This window comes from Pseudomonas wuhanensis (assembly GCF_030687395.1).
Lineage (GTDB): Bacteria > Pseudomonadota > Gammaproteobacteria > Pseudomonadales > Pseudomonadaceae > Aquipseudomonas > Aquipseudomonas wuhanensis.
Genome location: NZ_CP117430.1, coordinates 2,737,922 through 2,752,210, shown reverse-complemented (window position 1 = coordinate 2,752,210; position 14,289 = coordinate 2,737,922). Strand labels below are relative to the sequence as shown.

The 14,289-nt window shown below is 57.8% G+C and carries 21 protein-coding genes; 7 read left to right on the top strand and 14 right to left on the bottom strand.

Translation table 11 applies throughout. From position 1 onward, the window contains the following. Positions 1 to 77: 77 nt before the first annotated feature. Complete coding sequence (locus tag PSH88_RS12870) at positions 78 to 521, bottom strand: CopD family copper resistance protein (protein ID WP_305426519.1); 444 nt, start codon at positions 519 to 521, stop codon at positions 78 to 80. Positions 522 to 795: 274 nt separating this feature from the next. Here PSH88_RS12870 and PSH88_RS12865 point away from each other — a divergent pair, with 274 nt between their 5' ends. The 3 genes from PSH88_RS12865 (at position 796) to PSH88_RS12855 (ending at position 2,398) form a co-directional block, all read left to right on the top strand. Beyond that, positions 796 to 1,059, top strand: a complete 264-nt coding sequence (locus tag PSH88_RS12865) for a hypothetical protein (RefSeq protein ID WP_305426518.1) — start codon at positions 796 to 798, stop codon at positions 1,057 to 1,059. A gap of 115 nt (positions 1,060 to 1,174) precedes the next feature. Then, positions 1,175 to 1,864: an SOS response-associated peptidase family protein gene (locus tag PSH88_RS12860; protein WP_305426517.1), complete on the top strand. Its 690-nt coding sequence runs from the start codon at positions 1,175 to 1,177 to the stop codon at positions 1,862 to 1,864. 117 nt (positions 1,865 to 1,981) lie between these two features. Next, positions 1,982 to 2,398, top strand: a complete 417-nt coding sequence (locus tag PSH88_RS12855) for a CBS domain-containing protein (protein WP_038982771.1) — start codon at positions 1,982 to 1,984, stop codon at positions 2,396 to 2,398. 113 nt (positions 2,399 to 2,511) lie between these two features. On the opposite strand, the gene PSH88_RS12850 is transcribed toward PSH88_RS12855, so the two are convergent. The 3 genes from PSH88_RS12850 to PSH88_RS12840 all read right to left on the bottom strand — a co-directional run bounded on the left by PSH88_RS12850 (position 2,512) and on the right by PSH88_RS12840 (position 3,599). Then, entirely contained in the window at positions 2,512 to 2,766 is a 255-nt protein-coding gene (locus tag PSH88_RS12850) for a hypothetical protein (RefSeq protein WP_305426516.1), read from the bottom strand. Between the two features lie 212 nt (positions 2,767 to 2,978). Then, positions 2,979 to 3,284 carry a hypothetical protein gene (locus PSH88_RS12845; protein ID WP_305426515.1) on the bottom strand — a complete coding sequence of 102 codons (306 nt, stop codon included), beginning with the start codon at positions 3,282 to 3,284 and terminating at the stop codon, positions 2,979 to 2,981. A gap of 120 nt (positions 3,285 to 3,404) precedes the next feature. Beyond that, positions 3,405 to 3,599, bottom strand: coding sequence for a hypothetical protein (locus PSH88_RS12840; RefSeq protein WP_305426514.1), 195 nt, complete (start codon positions 3,597 to 3,599; stop codon positions 3,405 to 3,407). Positions 3,600 to 3,787: 188 nt separating this feature from the next. Here PSH88_RS12840 and PSH88_RS12835 point away from each other — a divergent pair, with 188 nt between their 5' ends. Continuing rightward, complete coding sequence (locus PSH88_RS12835) at positions 3,788 to 3,982, top strand: hypothetical protein (protein ID WP_305426513.1); 195 nt, start codon at positions 3,788 to 3,790, stop codon at positions 3,980 to 3,982. 469 nt (positions 3,983 to 4,451) lie between these two features. Here the strand turns inward: PSH88_RS12835 and PSH88_RS12830 are convergent, their stop codons facing one another. From PSH88_RS12830 to PSH88_RS12820, 3 genes are all read right to left on the bottom strand, one after another. Further along, complete coding sequence (locus tag PSH88_RS12830) at positions 4,452 to 4,787, bottom strand: hypothetical protein (protein ID WP_305426512.1); 336 nt, start codon at positions 4,785 to 4,787, stop codon at positions 4,452 to 4,454. A gap of 75 nt (positions 4,788 to 4,862) precedes the next feature. After that, the gene (locus PSH88_RS12825; protein WP_305426982.1) at positions 4,863 to 5,099 is read right to left on the bottom strand and encodes a hypothetical protein; all 237 of its coding nucleotides are present in this window, start codon (positions 5,097 to 5,099) and stop codon (positions 4,863 to 4,865) included. A gap of 102 nt (positions 5,100 to 5,201) precedes the next feature. Continuing rightward, positions 5,202 to 6,428 carry an RtcB family protein gene (locus PSH88_RS12820; protein WP_305426511.1) on the bottom strand — a complete coding sequence of 409 codons (1,227 nt, stop codon included), beginning with the start codon at positions 6,426 to 6,428 and terminating at the stop codon, positions 5,202 to 5,204. Positions 6,429 to 6,519: 91 nt separating this feature from the next. Between PSH88_RS12820 and PSH88_RS12815 the strand changes: the two genes are divergently transcribed. After that, positions 6,520 to 6,759, top strand: a complete 240-nt coding sequence (locus PSH88_RS12815) for a hypothetical protein (protein WP_305426510.1) — start codon at positions 6,520 to 6,522, stop codon at positions 6,757 to 6,759. A gap of 11 nt (positions 6,760 to 6,770) precedes the next feature. Further along, entirely contained in the window at positions 6,771 to 7,133 is a 363-nt protein-coding gene (gene osmE / locus PSH88_RS12810; protein ID WP_305426509.1) for an osmotically-inducible lipoprotein OsmE, read from the top strand. Positions 7,134 to 7,186: 53 nt separating this feature from the next. On the opposite strand, the gene PSH88_RS12805 is transcribed toward osmE, so the two are convergent. After that, positions 7,187 to 7,405, bottom strand: coding sequence for a hypothetical protein (locus PSH88_RS12805; protein WP_038982785.1), 219 nt, complete (start codon positions 7,403 to 7,405; stop codon positions 7,187 to 7,189). Between the two features lie 221 nt (positions 7,406 to 7,626). Here PSH88_RS12805 and PSH88_RS12800 point away from each other — a divergent pair, with 221 nt between their 5' ends. Next, positions 7,627 to 7,989 (top strand): NUDIX hydrolase, encoded by a 363-nt coding sequence (locus PSH88_RS12800; RefSeq protein ID WP_305426508.1) that lies wholly within the window; start codon positions 7,627 to 7,629, stop codon positions 7,987 to 7,989. A gap of 30 nt (positions 7,990 to 8,019) precedes the next feature. On the opposite strand, the gene PSH88_RS12795 is transcribed toward PSH88_RS12800, so the two are convergent. From PSH88_RS12795 to catA, 6 genes are all read right to left on the bottom strand, one after another. After that, positions 8,020 to 8,793 carry a 1,6-dihydroxycyclohexa-2,4-diene-1-carboxylate dehydrogenase gene (locus tag PSH88_RS12795; protein ID WP_305426507.1) on the bottom strand — a complete coding sequence of 258 codons (774 nt, stop codon included), beginning with the start codon at positions 8,791 to 8,793 and terminating at the stop codon, positions 8,020 to 8,022. A gap of 156 nt (positions 8,794 to 8,949) precedes the next feature. After that, positions 8,950 to 9,963: a benzoate 1,2-dioxygenase electron transfer component BenC gene (gene benC / locus PSH88_RS12790; protein WP_305426506.1), complete on the bottom strand. Its 1,014-nt coding sequence runs from the start codon at positions 9,961 to 9,963 to the stop codon at positions 8,950 to 8,952. 10 nt (positions 9,964 to 9,973) lie between these two features. Continuing rightward, complete coding sequence (gene benB / locus PSH88_RS12785) at positions 9,974 to 10,462, bottom strand: benzoate 1,2-dioxygenase small subunit (protein WP_305426505.1); 489 nt, start codon at positions 10,460 to 10,462, stop codon at positions 9,974 to 9,976. Continuing rightward, positions 10,462 to 11,823, bottom strand: a complete 1,362-nt coding sequence (gene benA, locus PSH88_RS12780) for a benzoate 1,2-dioxygenase large subunit (protein WP_305426504.1) — start codon at positions 11,821 to 11,823, stop codon at positions 10,462 to 10,464. The genes benB and benA overlap by 1 nt, the downstream gene beginning before the upstream one ends. Before the next feature lie 245 nt (positions 11,824 to 12,068). Continuing rightward, a complete protein-coding gene (locus tag PSH88_RS12775) occupies positions 12,069 to 13,028 on the bottom strand; it encodes an AraC family transcriptional regulator (RefSeq protein ID WP_277397069.1) in 960 nt (319 codons plus the stop codon). Between the two features lie 280 nt (positions 13,029 to 13,308). Next, entirely contained in the window at positions 13,309 to 14,238 is a 930-nt protein-coding gene (catA, locus tag PSH88_RS12770) for a catechol 1,2-dioxygenase (RefSeq protein WP_305426503.1), read from the bottom strand. Positions 14,239 to 14,289: the final 51 nt, after the last annotated feature.

Genomic DNA, 14,289 nt, shown 5'->3' with positions numbered 1-14,289 from the left:
GATTGGCGATCAATGCTCCTTGACTTGTATCAAGCGCAAGCCAAGTGCTTGCAGGACAGACCTTCGGTCAGCAATGGTCACCACGTCAGGTAAAACATCCCCTTGGCCAGCAGTACGATGACGACCATATGGCAGAACAGACTGCCATGGATGAAATGCAGGTATCGAGCGCTCATTCGGCCGCTTTTGAACAAAAACATGGCACCCAGGAAATGCAGCAACACGCTCACGGCTACCACGATTTTCAACAGCAACAAGGTGCTGAACGATGAGGCCAGTGGCGTTGCAAGGACGGGCAAATAGCGCAACCAGACCATGCCCAGCCCCGCGCCGAACAATACCAGCAGCACCCACGGCATCAGGGTGCGGGCTCGGCGGCCAATACCCTGCTCGACCAGCAGCATTACTTTGGCGGGCAACTGTTTGCGGATGCTTTCCAAAAAAAGGACTTCGAAGAACACCGTGCCGATAAAGATCAGGGCGGCAAACAGATGGAAGGTTAGAAACAGCGGATAGAGCATGATTTTTCGCCCTCGCTTCAGCTGTCGGTTTCTCCGCAGAATACAGAACAGCTCGACTCAGGCGATTGACATCAATCAAGAAACCCGCGAATCCCGGATGCGGCCTGGACCGCGCGGCACCGATCCTGTGCGGCGCGATCGGCCAGGCTTTCGGACACAAGATCGACTTCGCGCCATTGATCGACAATACTCAATAATCGAAAGTACTGCCGATAGTCAAAACAATGCCCCGGCATCAGGGGATTTTAGAACGTGTAGTCGTGGGTTCAAGCTGATGAAAGATATCTATCTGCTGATCGAGCATGGAATGGATCAGGGCGAAGTTTATGTACTTGGCTGGTTCGATGATGAGAAAAGGGCCAAGGAAGTGGCCGAGGAGAAGGAGTGGGAGGTGTACCACGCCAGCTTGAAAACCGAGCATCCCTGGTCAAATCACAAACCACTGGCGCCCGACCAGACCAAATATCGTCGTTTCTGGATCAAAGCGATTTCCAGATTCGATCACGTCCCGGTTACCAGGTCCTCGGCGGTTCATTGACCCCCATCCGACTTCGGTTGCTCGGGGGTACGCCCCCAGTGAGATATGTCAGATAGCCTCATGGATCGCCCTGAAACTATTGTCTAAGCTCAGGATTAAGCATGAGGGCCCAGCCATGTGCGGACGACTTTCGCAGTATCGAGGTGTTCACGAGTTCGTGGCGGCGCTGAGTATGCCCAACGCCCTGGTCAACAATGCTGGCGATCAGCCGCTCGAACTCTACAACGCCGCGCCATCGACTCAGCTCGCCTTGTTCCACGAGGAAAGCGGCATGCTGCACGCCGACAGGGTTCGTTGGGGCTGGCGACCGCACTGGGCCAGAGATCATGCGACACCGATCAACGCCAGGGTTGAGAAAGTCGCCCATGACCCATTCTTCAAGGAGATATGGCCGCACCGGGCAATTATTGCCATCGACAACTGGTTTGAATGGGTTTACGAGGGCGGTCCGAAGAAACAGCCTTACCTGATCCGTCGCAAGGATCACGCGCCGATCCTGTGCGCCGCAATTGGTCAGTATCCAAGGTACGAAAAGGAGCCGGACGAGCATGACGGCTTCGTGATCATCACCGCGGACAGTGAAGGCGGCATGGTGGATCTTCACGACCGTCGGCCCGTGACGCTCAGTCCCGAACTGGCCCGGGAATGGATTGACCCCTACACACCCAAGGAACGCGCCGAACAGATACTCCTGCAGCAACGCGAACCTTGCGATGCCTTCGAATGGTTCAAAGTGGACATGGCCGTGGGCAATGTCAGGAACCAGGGCTCAGAACTGATAGAACCTATCGAGGGCCGAGATTGACGTCAGTCCGCCGCCATGACGAATGGGAACAAAACAATCTGAACCCGCCCTTCCCCTCCAAGTCGAAAAAATTGGCAGCCCTTATTCACTGAAGCATCACTTTAAAGGAGTCTTTTCATGAAGATTTCGGAAGTCATGACGAAAGATGTTTTAACAGCCAAGCCAAGCCAGACGATCCAGGAGGCCGCGAACATGATGGCCAGGATCGATAGCGGCGCCATCATGGTTGAGGAGCAAGAGCGTCTGATTGGCATGATCACGGACCGGGATATAGCCATTAGAGCCGTAGCCGAAGGACTCCCCGGCAAAACCCCTATCAGTAAAGTAATGACTGGCGGCATCCGCTATTGCTTTGAGGATGAAGACATAGAGCATGTGGCAAAGAACATGGCGGACGTGCAACTGCGTCGCCTGCCTGTGCTCAACCGAGACAAGCGTCTGGTGGGCGTCGTATCGCTGGGAAACATTGCCAGCACTCGATCTCAATCCGCCGCCGCGACGGTTTTGCGCGGAGTGGCACAGGCTCATCATTAACCGGGCCGCTTAAGCGTTTCTCAGGACTAAAGTTCGCATGGATCTGGCACGCTCACCTGGCCTGGAATCCCGTTCGACACCCGGCTTCAAGGTCAGGCGAGTCGTGCGACACATCAGTTGGGCTCGACGAGCAGGTCTTTGTCCTCCACGCCTAGCGCCGGCTCCTGATCTTCCAACTTGTCGGTTTCACGCTTTTTTTTCAGTCGGGCTCGAGTGCGCTCGGTGTCAAAGATCCTCCCGTCGGCCAAGGTATTCAGGGTTGTCGAGATCCGATAGAAACCACCGCACGGCTCACAATAAATGCGCAAGCCGCCCCCGAACGAAAGATCTTCCAGCGCATTAGTGTTTCCACACAGCGGACAGTTCATAGCCACCTCCTGATCATTCAGTTAGCCGCTTTCAGCCCGCCATCAATGCTGACAACCTGGGTAGGTGTGATGAATAGCGGGGACATGTGGATATCGACAGGGGCTATCCATGGAGGTTGCTTGTTTTTTTGTCGATAGATCGAGCAATACTTGCGCGAGCCCCTGTAGGCGCTGCCGAAGGGGGGCGGGGTTACAGCCAGGACAGACGGATTCTAATCCGCGACCAACGGCTGCCTGGAACGACTCGGCGCGATGACCGACCTCTCCTCGGCGTCGCGATGCAATAAGGAAACGTTGTAATCGTAGGTGGATATCAACGGCACCGGATCGTCATTACGCGCCATCTCAAGCCATCGTCTTGTGCGTTCGATGTCAAAGAACTCGTTCTTGAGTTTCATTTTCGCCACAAGGTTCGCCGAGACCTTGTAGCGTCCACATCCGGCCGGGCATTTGACTTCTGACCAGTCTCCAGCCGCGTGAACAGTATTAGAGGCAGCCTGACAGATTAGGCACTTCATGTTCGATCTCCGTATCCATGAACTACTAACTGTAGCCGATCCGCGACCAAGCAGCGTTCACTTGGAAGAAAGATAAGAACATCAAAAAGTGAAGAGCCCAGCGCAATGGCTGGGCTCCGGTTATCTTCTGTTTTCCAGCATCTTATCGGCGAGTGCTTTGGCCCTTTGGATTAACAGATTCTGCCTGTCTTCGTGGGTGGCTTCTCCAACCACCGGTGCCGTCAGATGGCTTTCGGCAATCAACGCGGCACAGAAGTATTGATCCCAAACAGCGCTTTGCTCCGACTCCTGTCTGTTTATTTGGTCGGCGATCATATGCGGCTCCTTTTGATGAGGTAGCCTTTTTAGTGTACGCCCGAATCGTGGACTACCCGCGTCGCGAAGGATGATCGGCACCTCATAGGCAATGCGTTCACTGGCGACAAGTCGTTTCCTCAACTAGGATTTTTAGCGCACAGGACTTCGCCCACTGTGTTGTCGGGCGACTCACAAAGGAGAGATAGATGACATCTAATCAAACTCCCGAGCAAACCTATCGTGGATGGTCCAACCCCATCTTGCTCGAACTCAAGGAGAGAGAACATCAGCTAAGCCCTTCGGCACGCCAGGCCCTGCAAAATGTCCTGGTAGAGAGGAGGCTTCTTGACACTGGCAACCCATCCGGGAGCGATCGGCGCAAGGCCGATCCGGCCGGGTAACGACAGGCATCAATAACGTTTGTCCATCACGCTCATCATCGACGCTGCTGGCCCTCTGCCGGCAGCGCGCTCATAAGCCATTCCAGATTCCAGACAAAAAAAAAGCCCAGGCAGCTGATGGACGCCTGGGCTTTAAAAATGCATAAACCGTGGTGGTGAACGCGGGGGCGATATTACCCAATCGTGCGACTTGTAACAAGATATTCTGACTCACTATCCAGTTACTAAATCTCCTAACTCATTAAATATCCACACTATTTTTAAGTCATCTACTGACTGTTCCACCCTCCAAAAAGCCGGTACCAGGCATCGAGGGCTGCCTTTTTTCGATCATCATTCATAGCCAAACGTCCAGGGACTGTTCGCTCTTGGAAGTTATTTCAGGAATGACCGTTCCTGGATTCCGACATATGGCTCCGACATACGGCACAGGTCGTCAGGCACTAACGAAGGACGAACGAATTGAGCGCTACAAACAATCCCGGACAGCCTGGCGCAGCGCCCCTGACTTGGCCCACGGTGGCCCCTGGTAAAGCGATACCTGGCTGCCATCCTTCGATTTCACAATAACCAGAATTTCGTCAGCCGTGATGATGCTCGGTGCGGTGATCCGGTAGCCATTGGAAATCGCCGATTGCGTCGATCCCGGAATCTCCTGACGCCACAACGGCAATACACACGCGGCATATTCCTTGGGCGCCTTATCGCTGTATTTGCTGATATTGGGCTCGCCGGGCACCACGGATGCGGGTAATGAACAGCCCGCCAACACAGCCACCGCTATTCCCGCTATCAACCTGCGCATAACGCTTCCCTATCCTGAAAAACGGGAAATGTAGCCTGTACTTGCGCAGACATCCAGCGGACACCCGACGAGTCTTTAAACAGGGGCTTCGCCCTGCCCCGGCACGGCCCCTGAGCCGGAATCGGGATACGACCCCGCATTCAGGTACTTCATCCATCGCTCGTACGCTTCATGCTGCCACTTCGTGACCCGCTCCCATTCCGGACCGCTCAGCTGATGGGCCGAGATCAGTTTCATCATTTCCGTGGTTGCCGCATCCAGGTCAACGATCAGCTCATGTGCATGGTGTCTGAAATCATCGGTAGTCGTCATTTCGAGATGGCCTCGCCCCAGCGAATAAATCACTACCTCAATACGACAGCAGAGCTGTTCACTCGCGTTAATGTTCCCGACCAGTGGAAGCACCTTCCATCCCTACCCTTTTACGCAGACCACCTGTCGCAAGGTGTGCAGCACTTCCACCAGATCACGCTGGGCATACATGACTTTGTCGATGTCCTTGTAAGCCATCGGAATCTCATCGATGACCGCTGCATCCTTTCGGCACTCCACATGAGCGGTCGCGCGGATCTGGTCTGCGACAGTGAAGGTATTTTTGGCTTTGGTGCGGCTCATGGTACGACCGGCACCGTGGCTGCAGGAGCAGAACGATTGCTCGTTGCCGAGACCTCGAACGATGAAGCTTTTGGCGCCCATGGAACCGGGAATGATCCCCAGTTCGCCCTTCTTCGCCGACACCGCGCCCTTGCGAGTGACCAGGACGTCTTCACCGAAGTGCCGCTCTTTCTGAACGTAATTGTGGTGGCAGTTCACAGCCTCCAGCGCGACTTCAAAGGGTTTGCGGATCACTTGCCGCGCGGCCTGAATCACCGCCTGCATCATCAACGCGCGGTTCTGCCGGGCGAAGTCCTGAGCCCAGCCCACCGCTTCGACGTAGTCATCGAAATGCCGGCTACCTTCCTTGAAATAGGCCAGATCGCGGTCCGGCAGATTGGCGATGTGCTGGCGCATGTCCGCCTGGGCCAATTGAATGAACAGGGTCCCGATGGCATTGCCAACGCCGCGAGAACCGCTGTGCAGCATGAACCAGACACGGTTGACCTCGTCCAGGCAGACCTCGATGAAGTGATTACCGGTACCGAGGGTGCCCAGGTGCTGACGGTTGTTGGTGCTGGCGAGTTTCGGGTATTTGTCGGTGATCGCCTTGAACCGTGAGCTCAGCGCCGCCCAGGCTTGATCGGCCTGCTGTGGAACGTGGTTCCAGGCGCCTTCGTCGCGTCGGCCACGGCTCAGCGTGCGGCCATGGGGTACGGCCTTTTCGATGGCGCTGCGCAGGCCGTGCAGGTTGTCCGGCAAGTCGTCGGCGGTCAGTGAAGTGCGCGCGGCAATCATGCCGCAGCCGATGTCCACCCCCACGGCCGCCGGGATGATCGCGCCCACGGTCGGGATCACGCTGCCGATGGTGGACCCTTTGCCCAGGTGCACATCCGGCATCACCGCCAGGTGCTTGAAGATGAACGACATCTTCGCGGTATTGATCAATTGCTGCCGGGCTTCGCTTTCAACCGGCACACCCTCGGTCCAGAGTTTGATCGGTTTGCCGTGGGCCACTTCCAACAGTTGGTAGACAGGTTGTTGCATGATTTCGACTCTCTTGCGATCAGACGAACATAACGCTCCAGAGAGGTAAATGGGACTACTATTTCGTAGCGGGGAATTGCAGGAGGTCATCATGTGGCTTAACGAATATGAACAGCAACTTCGGCGCGACCTGCAAGGTGTAGCCTCCGACCTGAGGTGGTCGGCGGTAGAGCTTTTGCGCATCGCAGAGCAGTTGCGCCTGGCCGGCAATGATGTGGACGCAGAGGCAACGCTAAGGCTGTGCGCGTTGTTCCAGGGCGATGAAGAGCGACTGGCGGGCTATGCTGAAGAAGTGAAAGCAAAGAACATCAGTCGAACGAAAGCTCACTAGAGAGCGCTGTCATGAACAAGCCTCTTTGCGCGCTGATTGCCGTGCTGGCGGCGTCAGGTGGTTGTAATACGGATTCACAGATTTATCGAGACCAACCGCTGGTCGCCAAGGTCGAGACCGGCATGAGCAAGGATCAAGTCCAGCAGATTGGCGGCCAGCCTTTATCGATAACTCAGCGCACGGTAGAACCTGGCACCTGCTTTGACTACAAGCTGACCCAGGCCGGCCATCAGCAGCCGTATAACGTCAGTTTCGACAGCCAGGGCAAGGTCGACCACAAAAGTTTCATGACCTGCGCGCAATGGAGTCGTGCCCAACAAAAAGCCAGAGAGTATTCCCCCTCCACGGGCGGGATGGGTGGCGGCGGTTACTGATCTCCACGCCTGACAGCAATTAAAAGCCCCGGCGTACCGGGGCTTCAAGGGCACTATTTGTCTGATTTCTGGCTTTCTGATTTGTGGCTACGCGACGCTTTACCCGACCGGGCTCTGTAGGCGGGAAGCGAAGCCGCATAGGCCAGTGCTTCCTCTCTGCTGCCAAAGGCTCCCAGCCGGTCACCTTTGGTGCACACCCGCCAGGGGCCGTTGTTCACGCTGAGTACGTCATAGCCATTCATGTGCATTTTAGTCAGCATCGGAACGCTCATAGTCACCTCCATTTCGGCAGTGATAGTCCTGGATCAACTCAACTACCTTACACCCGACCTTCACCGAAGTGCCAACCAGACGTCGTGTCAGGATTCCGGCATTTCATTGCACTTTCAGCCGCCCTGTCGACTCCAACCCTTGAAGCAGACAGTTCTGCGGGTTTCGGTCTGAATATTGCATTTTTATGACTGTTTTGTGACATACAGCAGTCGGGTAACCCATGAAAGTACGTGCAACCGTCATTTGCGAGCAGGACCGGCATATTCTCCTGGTGCGCAAACCCAGGGGGCGCTGGACCCTGCCGGGCGGAAAAATCGAGCGTGGCGAAACCATCGCGGGCGCGGCCATAAGAGAGCTCTATGAAGAGACCGGACTTGGAGTCGACGGCCTGCTGTACTTGATGGAGCTGGAAACGATCAGCACCCGGCATCATGTCTACGAGGCATCGGTCATAAACGTGGCCGAGGCGCGGCCGCAGAATGAAATCTGCGACTGCATCTGGTACCCGCTGGACGCCGTCCAGAACCTGAACACAAGCGACGCCACGCTCAGAATCGTCAAAGCGTTTCAGCGTCGCTTGTAGCTCATCGCAGCCGACGTCCCCCCTGAAAGGTCAGCCCAGATCACCGCCACCGACCGGCATGATCATGCCGGTGATGTAGGAGGCTTCATCGCTGGCCAGAAACAGGATAGCGCTTGCCTGCTCATCCAGCGTGCCATAGCGCTTCATCAAACTGCTGTCGAGGGTCTGGTCGACAATCTGCTGATACCAGAGTTTTTCCTGAGCCGTTTGCTGCGCGGTGTTGCGCGGGATAAGCCGTGGCGGCGCCTCGGTGCCACCGGGGGCAGTCGCATTGACCCGCACGCCACGACCGGCGGTTTCGAATGCCAGACAAGCGGTCAGCGCATTGACCCCGCCCTTCGCCGCACCGTACGGCACGCGATTGACGCTGCGGGTCGCAATGGACGAAACGTTGACGATGGCGCCGCTGCCTTGTTCGAGCATGAACGGCAGCGCGGCATGGCAGCACCATAATGTCGGGAACAATGAGCGGCGGACTTCGGCCTCGATCTGCGCCTCTTCATAGTGCTCGAAAGGCTTGGCCCAGATCGTGCCGCCAACGTTGTTGACCAGCACATCGAGGCGATCAAAACGCTCGACAGCGGTACGCATCACACGGCTGCATTCGCTGTATTGCTCAAGGTCGGCGGTCAGGGCGAGCACCTGGCTGCTCTGACCCAATTCCTTCTGGAGTTCGAACACCAGATCGGAGCGGTCGACCAGAATCAACCGCGCACCTTCGGCGGCCATGCGTTCAGCCACACGCCGGCCGATGCCCTGGGCAGCGCCGGTGATCAGCGCGACTTTTTTGTGGAATCTGTTCATGTGTACCTCGTGACGACGGATGCCGGTCTGGTAGTCCTGTGAGAGAACCTGTGGGAGCGTGGCTTGCCCGCGAAGAACGATGACGCGTAAATGCCTGACAAACCGCGGTGCATTCTTCGCGGGCAAGCCACACTCCCACAGGATTTTCATCGCGGTTCAGGCCGCGCTGGCGGCAAATTTTTCGTAGTAGAAGTTCACCGGCGCAATGCCTTGCTCGCGGATGAACTGGCTGACCGCCTCGACCATCGGCGGCGGGCCGCACAGGTAAACGTCGACGTCGCCATCGTTCAAATGCCGTGGTTCGATGTGTTGGGTCACGTAGCCCTTGAGCGGGTGCCGACTGTCGGGATTGGCCACGCAGGCGCTGAAGCTGAAGTTCGGAATGCGCGCTGCGAAAACTTCAAGCCGATCGAGTTCCACCAGGTCGAAATCGTTGGTCACGCCATAGATCAAATGCAGCGGATGCTCGCTGCCCTGTTCGGCGATTCTTTCCAGCATCGCGGTAAACGGCGCCAGTCCGGTGCCACCGGCCAGCAGCAACAATGGACGGCGAATGTCGCGCAGGTAAAAGCTGCCCAAAGGCCCGGCCAGGCTCATACTGTCGCCCGCCTTGGCCATGCCGGTCAGGAAGCTGCTCATCAAGCCGCCGGGCACGTTGCGAATCAGAAAACTCACCTCACCGTCCCGCTGCAACGAGCTGAACGAGTAAGCGCGGGTCTGCTCGCTGCCGGGAACCCCGAGGTTCACATACTGCCCCGGCAGAAACGCCAGTTTGCTCAGGGCCTCGCCTTTGATCGACAGCGCAATGGTGCTGTCGGACAACTGGCGCACGGCGCTGATGGTCGCGTCATAACTGGCCTGACGCGTACGGCAGACATCCGATGAAACCGGCACCCGCACCACGCAATCGCTCTGCGCACGCATCTGGCAGGTCAGGACAAAACCCTGCTGCGCTTCGTCGGCGCTGAGGGCGTCTTCAATGTAGTCCTCGCCCAAGTCATAGCGGCCGGCCTCGGCGAAGCATTTGCAGGTGCCGCAGGCGCCGTCGCGGCAGTCCAGGGGAATATTGATGCCCTGGCGATACGCAGCATCGGCCACGGTTTCCCCAGCATTGGCGTCGATGAATCGGGTGACGCCGTCTTCAAAATTGAACGCAATGGAATGAGTCATGACGGCCGCCTCAGAGGTGGTAAACATCGATCACCTGGCGAACGTAATCGTTCTTCAGGATCACTTTCTTGGCCAAGATCCGCGTATTTTCACCGCGCACATCGAGGGTGTAGAAACTGCTGCCGAAATAGCTGTCGACGGTCTTGTAGCGAAAGCTCAGGGTGTGCCAGTTGAAGCGCACCTTGCACAGCCCGTCGGCCTGTTCGATCAGCTCGATATTGCTGAGGTTGTGCGAGGTGCGGGTGTCCGGCACGCTGGCGCTGGAACGCTCGGTCTTGATGCGGAAGATGCGGTCTTCCAGGCCGGTGCGGTTGCCGTACCAGATCAGCGAAATTTCCCGCTGCGGGTCTTCAGTCAGCTCGTCGTTGTCGTCCCAGGACGGCATCCAGAAGGTTGCGTCCGGCGCGTACAACTCCAGCCAGTCGTCCCATTGCTTGTCGTCGAGGTAGCGTGCTTCGCGATAGAGGAAATCGCGTACCGCGTCATAGGTGATAGTCATTACACGGCCTCCACTGCAATCAGTTCGGACTGTTCGGCAGCCAGGGCCTTGAGCATGGTCTGCTGCCAATATTTGTGTTGCAGCACGAACAAGCCTTCGTCTTCGGTGCGCACGCCGCTGAGCAGCGGATGCAGGTCGATCTCCTTGGCCGCGTCATCGGCGCCTTCCACCCAGTGCTCGGCGCCACGGGACATGTCGTTCCAGGCGGTGACGCTGCCCTGGTAACCCGTCTGGCAGGAGCGAAACTCTTCCAGATCGTCCGGGGTCGCCATGCCGCTGACGTTGAAGAAATCCTCGTACTGACGAATCCGGCTAGAACGGGCGTGGTCGCTTTCGCCTTTGGGGGCGATGCAGTAAATGGTGATTTCGGTGCGGTTGACCGAGATCGGCCGGGCGATGCGAATCTGCGAGCTGAACTGATCCATCAGGTACACGTTCGGGTACAGGCACAGGTTGCGCGAGTTCTCGATCATCCAGTCGGCGCGGGCCTGGCCGAAGTCCCGGGCCAACTCGTCGCGACGCTCATACAGCGGACGGTCCTCGGGGTTGGACCAACGGGTCCAGAGCAGCATGTGGCCCTTGTCGAAGGAATAGAAACCACCGCCCTGCTTGGCCCAGGTGCCGGCGCTCATGGTCGGATTGCAATCGCCGGCTTCGCGCTGTTTGCGCTGGTTCTGGGTTGCGGCGTAGTTCCAGTGCACGGAGCTGACGTGATAGCCGTCGGCACCGTTTTCGGCGGTGAGTTTCCAGTTACCTTCGTAGATGTAGCTGGAGGAACCGCGCAGCACTTCCAGGCCATCGGCGGACTGGTCGACGATCATGTCGATGATCTTCGCCGACTCGCCCAGGTGCTCCACCAACGGCACCACGTCGGCCTTGAGGCTGCCGAACAGGAAGCCGCGATAGGATTCGAAACGCGCGACTTTGGTCAGGTCGTGGGAGCCTTCGCAATTGAAGCTCGCCGGGTAACCGGCCGCCGCCGGGTCCTTGACCTTGAGCAACTTGCCGGAGTTGTTGAAGGTCCAGCCGTGGAATGGGCAGGTGTAGGAGCTCTTGTTGCCGGTCTTGTGCCGGCAGAGCATCGCCCCGCGGTGGCTGCACGCATTGATAAAGGCGTTCAACTCACCGTCCTTGTTGCGCGCGATGAAGATCGACTGGCGCCCCATGGTGGTGGTGTAGAAATCGTTGTTGTTGGGGATCTGGCTTTCATGCGCAAGGTACAGCCAGTTGCCTTCAAAGATGTGTTCCATCTCGAGGTCGAACAGCCGCGGATCGGTGAACATCTCGCGCTTGCAGCGATAGATGCCCTGCTCAGGGTCTTCTTCAAGCAGGGAGTGAAGGTATTCGGGTCGCAGGGTCATGGCCGCCGCCTCCATTGTTTTTATTCAGGCAGGGCCATGCTAGGACGAGGGGACGGGGTGGACTATCCGCGGGGTGCAGACCTGTATCCGTTTTGTGCAGAGTGATGATCGTTCCCACGCTCTGCGTGGGAATGCAGCCCGGGACGCTCCGCGTCCCTTCCAGAGCCGAACGCAGAGCGTCCGTTGAGGCATTCCCACGCGGGAGCGTGGGAACGATCAAATAACGGTGGGCGGCGCCTGTGTGGTCAGTGCCGGCGCTTGAGGGTGTCCGACGGCAATTCGCCGAACTGTTTGCGGTAGCTGTCGGAGAACCGGCCCAGGTGCAAAAAGCCATAATCCATGGCCACTTCCGTGACGTTGCGCACGTTGCAGGTCGGGTCGCTCAGGTTGGCGTGAATGCGTTCGAGCTTTTTCTGCCGGATGTAGTTTTTCGGCGTGTCCCCCGCGTTGCGTTCGAACAAGCCATACAGCGAACGCAGGCTCATCCGCGCCTGGCGCGCCAGTTCTTCGCTGTCGATGTCCTGCTTGAGGTTGCACGCGATGTAATCGACCAGCGCCTCGAACGTCGCCGAGGCTGAGCCGGGATCGGTGCGCATGACGTTGGTCTTCATCAGGCCGAGCATTTTGCTGACAACGATTTGCGCATAGTGCTCCTGCACCCGGGGAATCGGCTCGGCGGCTTCCGCCTCCTGGCAAATCATCGCCAGCAGACCGACGAAACCTTCCAGCTCATTGAGCTGATAACGGTTCTCCAGAAACCGCACGCCCTGCCCCGGATACCGCCAGCGCTGCTCCTCGCACACCGACTCCAACAGCCGGGTGGGAACTTTCAGGATGAATTTTTCGCAATCACTGGAATAGGTCAGATCCACCGGATCGTCCGGGTTGATCAGCAGCAACTCGCCAGGCGCAAAGTAATGTTCCTGACCATGGCCGCGCCACAGGCAGTTGCCGCGCAGCAGCACCTGCAAGTGATAGATGCTGTCCAGCGCGCCTGAGGTGACCCGCACGCTGGCGCCGTAACTGATGCGGCACAGATCGAGGCTGGCAAACTTGCGATGATCGAGGCTGGCCAGCGGTCGACCGACCCTGGGCATCTGCAGGCAATGGTTGCCGACGTGCTGATTGACGTAGCCAGATACCTCGTACGGGTCGGCATGGTCGAAGACTCTGCTGCGATGACTCAACAATTGCGCTTGCATCATCGGATCACTCTCATTGTTGTTATCAGTGGCGCCGCCATTGTAGTGTCCTGTCTCACAAATACGTTCCTCTTTTGACGAGTGGCTGTTGTCGTCAGGCAAGGCACCGCGACGAGTCATAGCCAGCTATGGCGAGGAGCGGTAACGCAGCATGACGGCAACAGACGCCGTCAAAAAGGAACAGTATTTGTGAGACAGGACACTCGGTGCTCTGGCCGAAACACAGAAGGCCACGAGATAAACGGTCGGTTATCTCGCGGCCCGGTTCGGCGGGTCGAGGGTATCAGTCCTCGAGCGCGCGAACCCGTTCGTGGCGTTGCTGCTCCTCTGGCTGAGCGGACGACTGCAGGGTGAAATCGAAATCGATTTCGGCAAAACGACCGCTGACACCATGAGCCGCCGCACGCTGCGGATCGTCACTGAAAGTGATTTTGGCGATCAGTTCGTCACGGGTGGCGTAGGCGAAATCGTCATGCAGGTACTGATCGCCATCGAGGTTGATCTGGGTGGTCAGGTGACGATGATCCGGCGCCGAAATGAAGAAGTGAATGTGTGCCGGCCGCTGGCCATGACGGCCCAGTTGATCGAGCAATTGCTGGGTTGGACCGTCCGGCGGGCAACCGTAGCCCGACGGCACGATGCTACGGAAGCGGTAGCGACCCTCGGCATCGGTGACAATCCTGCGACGCAGGTTGAACTCGGACTGGGCGGTGTCGAAATACGAATAGGTGCCGCCGGTATTGGCGTGCCAGACATCCACTACCGCCCCGGCCAGCGGTTCGCCAGCGGTGTTGAGCACCTGACCTTGCATGAACAAAACGACGCCCGGATCGACGCCATCGTCCAGCCGCGCTTCGAAGTTCGACAGCGGTGCGCCGGCCACATACAGCGGCCCTTCGATGGTCCGCGGGGTGCCGCCGGATTTGCCGGCCTGCTCGTCTTCGGCGTCCATCAGCAGGTCGAGGTAATGCTCAAGACCAAGCCCGGCCACCAACAGACCGGCCTCCTGCCGCGCGCCCAGCACGTTGAGGTAGTTGACGGCTTTCCAGAATTCTTCCGGGGTCACGGCCAGGTCTTCGATGATGTTCACCGAATCGCGCAGGATGCGATAAACCAGCGCCTTGACCCGCGGATCGCCGGCGTCATTGAGCAGGCCGCTGGCCTCTTCGAGAAACTTCTGGACACTGGCAGTGTGGGAAATCTTGACGTTCATGGTGGTTCCTCATCTTGTAATTATTAGCGTAGCGAACTGAACAGGCTGGGT

Coding starts and splice junctions, on each gene's coding strand:
- PSH88_RS12835 (WP_305426513.1), top strand. CDS start 3,788: ATGACATCTAATCAAACTCCCGAGCAAACCTATCGTGGATGGTCCAAC.
- benA (WP_305426504.1), bottom strand. CDS start 11,823: ATGACCCTGCGACCCGAATACCTTCACTCCCTGCTTGAAGAAGACCCT.
- benB (WP_305426505.1), bottom strand. CDS start 10,462: ATGACTATCACCTATGACGCGGTACGCGATTTCCTCTATCGCGAAGCA.
- PSH88_RS12870 (WP_305426519.1), bottom strand. CDS start 521: ATGCTCTATCCGCTGTTTCTAACCTTCCATCTGTTTGCCGCCCTGATC.
- PSH88_RS12815 (WP_305426510.1), top strand. CDS start 6,520: ATGTGGCTTAACGAATATGAACAGCAACTTCGGCGCGACCTGCAAGGT.
- PSH88_RS12865 (WP_305426518.1), top strand. CDS start 796: ATGAAAGATATCTATCTGCTGATCGAGCATGGAATGGATCAGGGCGAA.
- PSH88_RS12860 (WP_305426517.1), top strand. CDS start 1,175: ATGTGCGGACGACTTTCGCAGTATCGAGGTGTTCACGAGTTCGTGGCG.
- PSH88_RS12775 (WP_277397069.1), bottom strand. CDS start 13,028: ATGATGCAAGCGCAATTGTTGAGTCATCGCAGCAGAGTCTTCGACCAT.
- PSH88_RS12855 (WP_038982771.1), top strand. CDS start 1,982: ATGAAGATTTCGGAAGTCATGACGAAAGATGTTTTAACAGCCAAGCCA.
- PSH88_RS12805 (WP_038982785.1), bottom strand. CDS start 7,405: ATGAGCGTTCCGATGCTGACTAAAATGCACATGAATGGCTATGACGTA.
- PSH88_RS12795 (WP_305426507.1), bottom strand. CDS start 8,793: ATGAACAGATTCCACAAAAAAGTCGCGCTGATCACCGGCGCTGCCCAG.
- benC (WP_305426506.1), bottom strand. CDS start 9,963: ATGACTCATTCCATTGCGTTCAATTTTGAAGACGGCGTCACCCGATTC.
- PSH88_RS12830 (WP_305426512.1), bottom strand. CDS start 4,787: ATGCGCAGGTTGATAGCGGGAATAGCGGTGGCTGTGTTGGCGGGCTGT.
- PSH88_RS12845 (WP_305426515.1), bottom strand. CDS start 3,284: ATGAAGTGCCTAATCTGTCAGGCTGCCTCTAATACTGTTCACGCGGCT.
- PSH88_RS12825 (WP_305426982.1), bottom strand. CDS start 5,099: ATGACGACTACCGATGATTTCAGACACCATGCACATGAGCTGATCGTT.
- PSH88_RS12820 (WP_305426511.1), bottom strand. CDS start 6,428: ATGCAACAACCTGTCTACCAACTGTTGGAAGTGGCCCACGGCAAACCG.
- PSH88_RS12840 (WP_305426514.1), bottom strand. CDS start 3,599: ATGATCGCCGACCAAATAAACAGACAGGAGTCGGAGCAAAGCGCTGTT.
- osmE (WP_305426509.1), top strand. CDS start 6,771: ATGAACAAGCCTCTTTGCGCGCTGATTGCCGTGCTGGCGGCGTCAGGT.
- catA (WP_305426503.1), bottom strand. CDS start 14,238: ATGAACGTCAAGATTTCCCACACTGCCAGTGTCCAGAAGTTTCTCGAA.
- PSH88_RS12800 (WP_305426508.1), top strand. CDS start 7,627: ATGAAAGTACGTGCAACCGTCATTTGCGAGCAGGACCGGCATATTCTC.
- PSH88_RS12850 (WP_305426516.1), bottom strand. CDS start 2,766: ATGAACTGTCCGCTGTGTGGAAACACTAATGCGCTGGAAGATCTTTCG.